This is a genomic window from Brasilonema sp. UFV-L1 (assembly GCF_012912105.1).
In the GTDB taxonomy this organism is placed as follows: domain Bacteria; phylum Cyanobacteriota; class Cyanobacteriia; order Cyanobacteriales; family Nostocaceae; genus Brasilonema.
In genome coordinates this window covers 1-7,454 of record NZ_QMEA01000221.1, presented here as the reverse complement: position 1 = coordinate 7,454, position 7,454 = coordinate 1, and the positions used below count along the sequence as shown (strand labels likewise).

Sequence of the window (7,454 nt, the reverse complement as noted above, 5' to 3'; positions counted from 1 at the left end):
GCTTGCGGTTGGTGGTGGGTAGTTCACTATAAATCCCCTAGCTTTTTGTGTTCGCGTAGCGTGCCGTGAGCACACAGCGATGTTCTCACAGTCAACACAGCATTGTCAAAGAAGTTAAAGTTTTGTCCGATCAGTCAAAATCTCGTATCCAGTTTCTGTCACCAACACAGTATGCTCAAACTGAGCGGATAGAGAATTATCTACCGTCACAGCTGTCCAACGGTCAGATAAGGTTCGTGTATACTTAGAACCAGCATTCAAAATTGGCTCAATTGCCAGTGTCATACCTGCACGCAGTTTGACATTAGGCATTTCGCGGGTGCGGAAGTTAAAAACCGAAGGTTCTTCATGTAGGTTACGACCAACACCGTGTCCAGTAAAGTCTTCTACTACAGTAAACTTATTTGCTTTGACATGATCTTCTATTGCTCCGGCAATACTCATCAAGTCGTTTCCTGCTTTTACCTGTGCAATGCCTTTAAAAAGGGCTTCTTCTGCTACACGAATAAGTCTGGCTGCTTCTGGAGTGACTTCACCGACAGCGATTGTAATACAAGAGTCACCATGAAAGCCTTGGTAATATGCACCAGTATCAACTTTTAAGACATCTCCAGTGCGGATGACTTTTTTTGGACTAGGGATGCCGTGTACAACTTCATTGTTAATGCTAGAGCAGATAGAAGCAGGAAAACCGTGATACCCTTTAAAACTTGGTGTTGCACCCATTTCGCGGATGCGTTTTTCTGCATGAGCATCCAAGTCAGCAGTCGTCATACCTGGCTTAACCAGCTCAGTAATTTCTGTTAGCACAGTTGCGACTATTTTTGCTGATTGCCGCATAATGTCTATTTCACGCGGCGATTTAATTTCAATTCCTCGGCGTTGTCTTTTTTGACTGTTGTTTTGAGCTGGTTGAGAAAGCAGGTGACTGAGAATGTTCATGGGAAATTAATAACTATTTGTGCAGTTTCTAGCTTTTGTCTGTTGTAGTCAATACTTTTTTGTCGTTGTTAAGAAACTATACCTATATTTAAGGTAACTTATTTTTTGCCAGAAGCTGGTCTGTTGAACTGCACGCTCTTTGCACCGGTACTCTCATCCCAAAAACCCGGTTTTTGCTGGAAAGATCGAGTTTTCGTGAGCTAAACTTAAATAAACCGGGTTTTTTACCCCAATGCGTGACTCATGTACTAACACTCTAGTACCGCTTGCTTGGAACTTTGAATTCTAAGCAAGCGATACTAGTGCCGACAAGTCTTGTTTGCAGCCTCGTTCATTGTCAATTTTGATAAAAAACTTAATTTATAATTAATTGATAATTAATTGATAATTAATTGCTAATCACAATTTCTCCAGTCATACCTGCTTCTGTGTGTCCTGCAATTGAACAATGCAGGATATATTTTCCTGGCTTGAGAGGTACAAAGAACCATTCAGCCTCAGCACCTGGTTTTAGTTCTACTTCATGGATGGCTCCTTTTACTTCCACTTTGCCTGCTTCGATTTTCTGTGTCCAGATTGCATCAGCAAAATCTTTAGCGGTGAAATAGTGCTTTTGAGCACTGGGATTGGTTAATCTGAGTTCATAGCGTTTACCAGACTCGAATTGTAGGTCATTTGGTTCAAACTTCAGTTCATTAGCAGAATTACCTAAACTCACTGTCATTTCTGTGGCAGGTTGCTTGAGAATGCCATGAGGTACATTTGCTGCAATTGCGGGGGTACTATTCAAGACGAAAGTACATAGCAGTAGGATGAGAGACAGGAAAATAGGGAATATGGAAAATGCAGCAGAGAGTAAATTTTTGACAGAAAATTGGTATAAATGTTTCTGAACTTTTTTCATAAAGGATGTTAAAAAATTTGAGATCATGAGTCATGACTCATCAATCACAACTCATGACTAGAGGTTATTGACTGATGCGACCTTGTTCTGCAACTACAGGAGGTCCAGCGGTGACTACTACAATTTTATCTGGATAGAGTAACTCACGAGCTGCTTGATTAACTTGCTCAAAGTTAACTGCTTGAATTTTTTCAGGAAAACCGCGTAGTTCTTCTTTGGCTAGCCCGTAGACTTCATTCATCAGGATTTTATCGATTAATTCCTCTGGGTTTGCCAGGGATACGATGTAGTTACTGATTAAGATGTGTTTAGCTGTCTCTACTTCGAGTTCAGTAACACCTTTTTGGTGGATTTCTTTGAGTAATTCGCGAGTACTGGCGATCGCCTGACGAGTATCTTCTGGACTAGTTTGCATTTCAATCATGAATGTTCCAGAATTTTTGCCAGTAAGGAAGCTGCTATAAATTCCGTAAGTCAGTCCAAGGCGATCGCGCACTTGAGCTCCGAGTCTACTTGATAGAGTATCACCACCTAAAATCTGATTCAACACCAAAGCTGCATAAAAGCGGGAATCTTTGCGGTTAATACCTGTGTTACCCATATAAGTAATCGCTTGAGCTTTACCTGGAAGTACTGGGTTAACGTCGATAACTTTTTCTGGCAAAGAGACTGCTGGATACTTTAATGTTGGTGGTACACCATTTGCCTTCCAGTTACCAAACTCAGTTTTTATCAGTTCTTGGACTGATTCAGGAGTGAAATCTCCAACCAGTGCTAGTACTGTCGTATCGGGACGATAATGCTTTGTTTTAAATTCAATGACATCTTTACGACTAATCCGTCGTAAACTTTGCTCTGTAGGAAAGATATGTAAAGGGTGTTTTTTCGGATAAACCGATTGTACAAATGTTCTTCGTGCGACATCTGAAGGATCATCTAACTCTTGTTTGAGAGCAGTTAATGCTTGTTTGAGACTCAGTTTGAAATCTTTTGTGGGAAAATTAGCATTTTTGACAACATCTGCTAAAGTCTGAATCAGAACAGGTAAGTCAGCTGCCAAGCTATCACCTTGAATTTGCACGCCTTCTCGGTATGTTTCAAACTCCAGGCTTGCGCCTCTGTCTTCTAAGATTTTCGCAACAGTCAAAGCGTCCTTTGTTTTGGTTCCATTCATTAAGTTTTCAGCAACAACAGACGCTAATCCAGCTTTATCTTCTGGATCAAATTCTAACCCAGCTTTGACGTAGCCAGAAAGTGTGACTGTGGGAGTGCTGGTGTCGGGTACAAGCAATATCCGTAAACCATTAGGTAATGTGAATTGCTCTGGTAACGTATGGTTTGTAGGAATACTAGCCAAATCGACTGGAGGTAAATATTTTTTCACTTCCTGTGTTGTCACAGAACCACCCGACGACGATGTGAAATTTTCTGTGTTGCGTTTGGAATTTACTTTGGCATCATTACCTTCGACTGTTATCTGAGTCGGCTCAAAAAAGCCCACTATACGTGCTTCATGTTTGAGATATTTTTTGGCGACACGCTGTACATCTTGCATCGTGACTTGGCGAATAGCTGTCAAATATCGTTCTGTATAACGATAATCACCAGTCGTTGTCTCATCATTACCTAATTGCAATCCCAGACTTGTGAGATCACGGTTACTCAAAAGAACAGATGCTTCCAATTTCATTTTTGCTCGATTGAGTTCTTCTGTTGTGACTCCTTTATTTATCAGTTTGGCGATCGCACTTTTTAGAACTGAATCAATTTTTTTTAAGTCTTGCTCTGGATCTGCTGTGATTAACAACTCATACCAGCCTAATTCTATTAAATTAACAGCTGCTGCTGAAACATCACTTGCTAAACCTGATTCTATCAATGCTTGTTCGAGCCTGGAATTTCGTCCGTCTGTTAAAATCCGATCCATCAGATCTAATGCTGGCACATCAGGGTGATTAACATCTGGTAACGGATAGACAGCTTGTAGCAAAGCTCCAGCTCCCGGTTCTCGTAATACTATAGGATTTGTGCGTCCTGACTCCTGACTCCTGAACGGCAGTTGCTGTAGCCTGTGGAACCCGTCCACCGCACTGCCTCCTCCTGACTCCTGACTTCTGACTCCTGACTTCTGAGTCTTAGGTATTTTCCCAAAAATTTCTTTGGTGGCTTCCAGGGTTGATTCAGTTTGGAAATCCCCAACAATAACTAGAACAGCATTGTCAGGACTGTAGAAATTGCGGTAATATTTCTCTACTTGCTCTAAATTAAACCTTTCTACATCGGCTTTAGTACCACCAATCGGTAACCCGTAAGCATGGTTGGGAAACGCCGAGAGCATCACAGCAGTGTTTAAGCGATAGTCTGGACTATTTTCGTACCCCTGCAACTCGGAAATCACAACTCGCTTTTCGCTTGCTAATTCTGTAGCATCAATCCGAGCATTTTGCATTCTATCTGCTTCTAACGTCAGCAAAGCCTTAAGCTTGCCACGTTCTGCTGTATTGTAGTATGCCGTTTGGTCATAACTCGTGAAAGCATTTGAGTCACTACCTAAAGCACTCAACAACCGTCCAAATTGAATTGGACGATTTTTTGTGCCTTTAAACATCATGTGCTCTAATTGGTGGGCAATACCATTCAATCCAGGTTCTTCGTTACGTGAACCTACCTTGTACCAGACTTGCACAGTCACCACTGGGCTGGAGTGGATTTCTTGAGTCAGGACAGTTAAACCATTATCTAATATTGTCTTGTGGACATTTTCAGTCAATGAATAAGGCTCTGCTTTTTTTGAAACAATGATTTGATGTGAATTTGACCATAAGGAACTGGTTGTTATCTGGCTGTAAGAAAACTCATCTCCAAGCAACAACACTGTCATGAGCGAAAAAAATAAAAGTAATAAAGGAAAATGGTATCGATGCACTTTCGGTAACACAGACGTAAATTATACTATTTTGTCTGTAAAGTTAGTGACAAAATCTTCTTGAGGATACTTGAATATAGTAGTTTGACTTTTGGTGAATGATGTGTGATTTCAACAAGCTTTACAGAAGAAATTAATATTCTACAGATAAAAAATCAGAAATTCAACTAGGACAATGTTGTTAATACGCGGATGAATTCGAGGGGCAAACTATCAGTATCTGCAATAAAAGTTACTTCATAAATTTTATTTCCTATCTGCTGCTGTGTTGGTTCCAAAAGAATTGTCAGTGGTTTTAGCAGGTCAGGATTATTTCTTGATAACACTAAAAAACGTTCTTTTAAATTTGTTAACCAACTAGATAAATCTGGTGTTATTTCAGTTAAATCGAATGAAAGATGGTAGTATCCTACGTAATGTTCATCTGCAAAGGCATCTGGAGCAGGTGTTGGCTGAGGAATTTGAATCAGTTCAATTCTGCCGTTGAGTCCTTCCATCCAACACGCAAGAGTGTAGCCTGTTGTGAAGCGTTCACAGACTGTAAACCCTAATTGTTCGTAAAAGGCGATCGCCTGATGAATATTCGCGGTACGAATCGAAGCGTGATGCATTTTTTTGTATAATTGTCAATTGTCATTTATGAACTAGCATAGCCAAAGTGGTTTACAACTGCTTTGAGAAGACCACAGAGTAAGAACACAGAACCCAGAATGCATCTCCATAAGTATAAAGAAGAACTCACAACTCAGGAGTTAGAAAATTTTGACTTTTTGGGGAAAATCTCCAATTCCAAAACCTCCCGCCAAGAGCGATTGCGGGAGGTTTGCTTTGCCCAAAGCACTAGCTTTGGTGAGAGCAAGAAGCTTTATACCTGCTACCAAACTATCATTGGACTTTGGACAAGTGAGTATCGACAACTACTCAAACAATCGGAAATAAGGATAGCGCACTGGTACACCAGGCTCTTTTTCCAAATCGAAATTAATCACATCCCAACGGGGATCTTCGGAGGAATCTGGGCTGAACTCCACAGGTAAACCATAAAGTCGCGCCGAGGTTGCCTCTGACTGTCCAGAACGCCAGTGAGTGCTACGCTCTAGATAGCCACTCATCAACTCTTGATAGCGGCTAGCAATCAGCACCCGTGTGGCTCGATACCCTTGGGTATAGAGCTTATCTAGTGCTTCATGAATTTCAAACCGAATGCCATCGGGATGAGTGTGTTGTCGATACCAATCACCGTTCCATCTTCGCCAATGACGTCCTGACTGTAGATGGATTAACTCTCCAGTTTTGGGATTTGCTTCAAACGCGCCGTGACGTGGACACAAATAAGTATCTGTTAGTGTCAAAGCCGGGATTGTTTGGCGGCAGTGGGGACACTGAATTTCTGGACCGAATATGGGGTACTGCAAGCCTGGATTCATCATGAAGTGCATACAAACATATTATTGTCTTCACCAGTAGTGTTGGTTCCTTTTACACTTCTGCTCCACCTCGTTGGACACTGACTGACTGCTGCCTTTGAGTCAATAGACTCAACACTGTGATATCCTGGTTTTGCAACCTACTAAGGTTGGAGTTCCTCCAGTGTTCTTGGGTACCATATCTCTATTCTACCGTGTCTATCGCTTCCTACTGGTCTTCTCCTGATATTTCTCAAGCTGCCTTTATTGCTGCAAACGCTATTGTGATCGGTTCAGTCAAAATTGCCGCAGGAGTCAGCATATGGTATGGAGCTGTTGTGAGGGCGGATGTGGAATCTATAGAAATTGGTGAATGTACAAATATTCAGGATGGAGCCATTTTACACGGTGATCCTGGGTTACCCACGGTCTTGGAAAATCATGTGACAGTCGGGCATCGTGCTGTCGTACACTCCGCCTATATTGAACACGGCAGCTTGATTGGAATCGGCGCAGTTGTTCTAGATGGGGTACGGGTGGGTACCGGGAGCATTATTGGCGCAGGCGCAGTCGTCACGAAAGATGTACCGCCCTTATCCCTGGTTGTGGGTGTTCCTGGGAAAGTTATCCGCCAAATATCCGAAGCTGAAGCTGCAGAACTGATTTTACATGCTGAACGTTACAAAAAGTTAGCTTTGGTTCATGCAGGCAAGGGTGTAGATATTGGGTTTGGGGCATCTGAGTAGAGGAAGCAGGGGAGAATAATTTTTGACTCCGGACTCTTGTTGTAAAGATTATTTACGAATTATTTGGGAAAGTTGACTGGTTTAGTTAAATATAAATAATGAGAAAAAATTGACAAAAGTTTAACTTATACATGATAAAGGGGTTGTAGAGATGGACTTAGATCTACGTTTGATCATTGTTTTAGCACCAGTCCTAATTGCTGCTGGTTGGGCAGTGTTTAACATTGGTGCTGCTGCTCTCAATCAATTGCAAAACTTTTTGAATAGAGAAGCATAAAATCTGAATTATTACTATAAAATATTCAACCGGCTGTTTCTCTTTTGAGAAGCAGTCGGTTTTATTTGACAAGAAACTTTGCGGGAGTCTCAAAAGACCTATTCTAAATTTAATATTAAGGCTTATCCGACCAACTCAGTTATTGGTCCAGAGCTTTGAGCCTTTTGTTCGTCACTTTTAACTTTTTGGAATACAATCATCCCACGAGAGCGATCTGATGCGCTATCCGTTACATAACACCTACCACTAGCTA

The 7,454-nt window shown here is 41.4% G+C and carries 7 protein-coding genes; 2 read left to right on the top strand and 5 right to left on the bottom strand.

Going from position 1 to position 7,454, the window contains the following annotated elements; translation table 11 throughout:
• Positions 1-114: 114 nt before the first annotated feature.
• The 5 genes from map to DP117_RS32730 all read right to left on the bottom strand — a co-directional run bounded on the left by map (position 115) and on the right by DP117_RS32730 (position 6,202).
• Positions 115-942 carry a type I methionyl aminopeptidase gene (gene map, locus DP117_RS32750; RefSeq protein WP_169222336.1) on the bottom strand — a complete coding sequence of 276 codons (828 nt, stop codon included), beginning with the start codon at positions 940-942 and terminating at the stop codon, positions 115-117.
• Between the two features lie 388 nt (positions 943-1,330).
• Positions 1,331-1,873, bottom strand: a complete 543-nt coding sequence (locus DP117_RS32745; RefSeq protein WP_248277947.1) for a cupredoxin domain-containing protein — start codon at positions 1,871-1,873, stop codon at positions 1,331-1,333.
• Positions 1,874-1,910: 37 nt separating this feature from the next.
• On the bottom strand, positions 1,911-4,727 hold the full coding sequence (locus DP117_RS32740; protein ID WP_169222334.1) for a pitrilysin family protein: 2,817 nt from the start codon (positions 4,725-4,727) through the stop codon (positions 1,911-1,913).
• 212 nt (positions 4,728-4,939) lie between these two features.
• On the bottom strand, positions 4,940-5,383 hold the full coding sequence (locus tag DP117_RS32735; RefSeq protein WP_169222333.1) for a VOC family protein: 444 nt from the start codon (positions 5,381-5,383) through the stop codon (positions 4,940-4,942).
• Between the two features lie 306 nt (positions 5,384-5,689).
• The gene (locus DP117_RS32730) at positions 5,690-6,202 is read right to left on the bottom strand and encodes a TIGR02652 family protein (RefSeq protein WP_211176489.1); all 513 of its coding nucleotides are present in this window, start codon (positions 6,200-6,202) and stop codon (positions 5,690-5,692) included.
• A 191-nt stretch (positions 6,203-6,393) separates the two neighbouring features.
• On the opposite strand from DP117_RS32730, the gene DP117_RS32725 reads away from it, so the two are divergent.
• Complete coding sequence (locus tag DP117_RS32725) at positions 6,394-6,924, top strand: gamma carbonic anhydrase family protein (RefSeq protein WP_339381132.1); 531 nt, start codon at positions 6,394-6,396, stop codon at positions 6,922-6,924.
• Positions 6,925-7,075: 151 nt separating this feature from the next.
• Positions 7,076-7,201, top strand: a complete 126-nt coding sequence (locus DP117_RS32720) for a photosystem II protein Y (protein ID WP_169222331.1) — start codon at positions 7,076-7,078, stop codon at positions 7,199-7,201.
• The last annotated feature ends 253 nt before the right edge of the window (positions 7,202-7,454 follow it).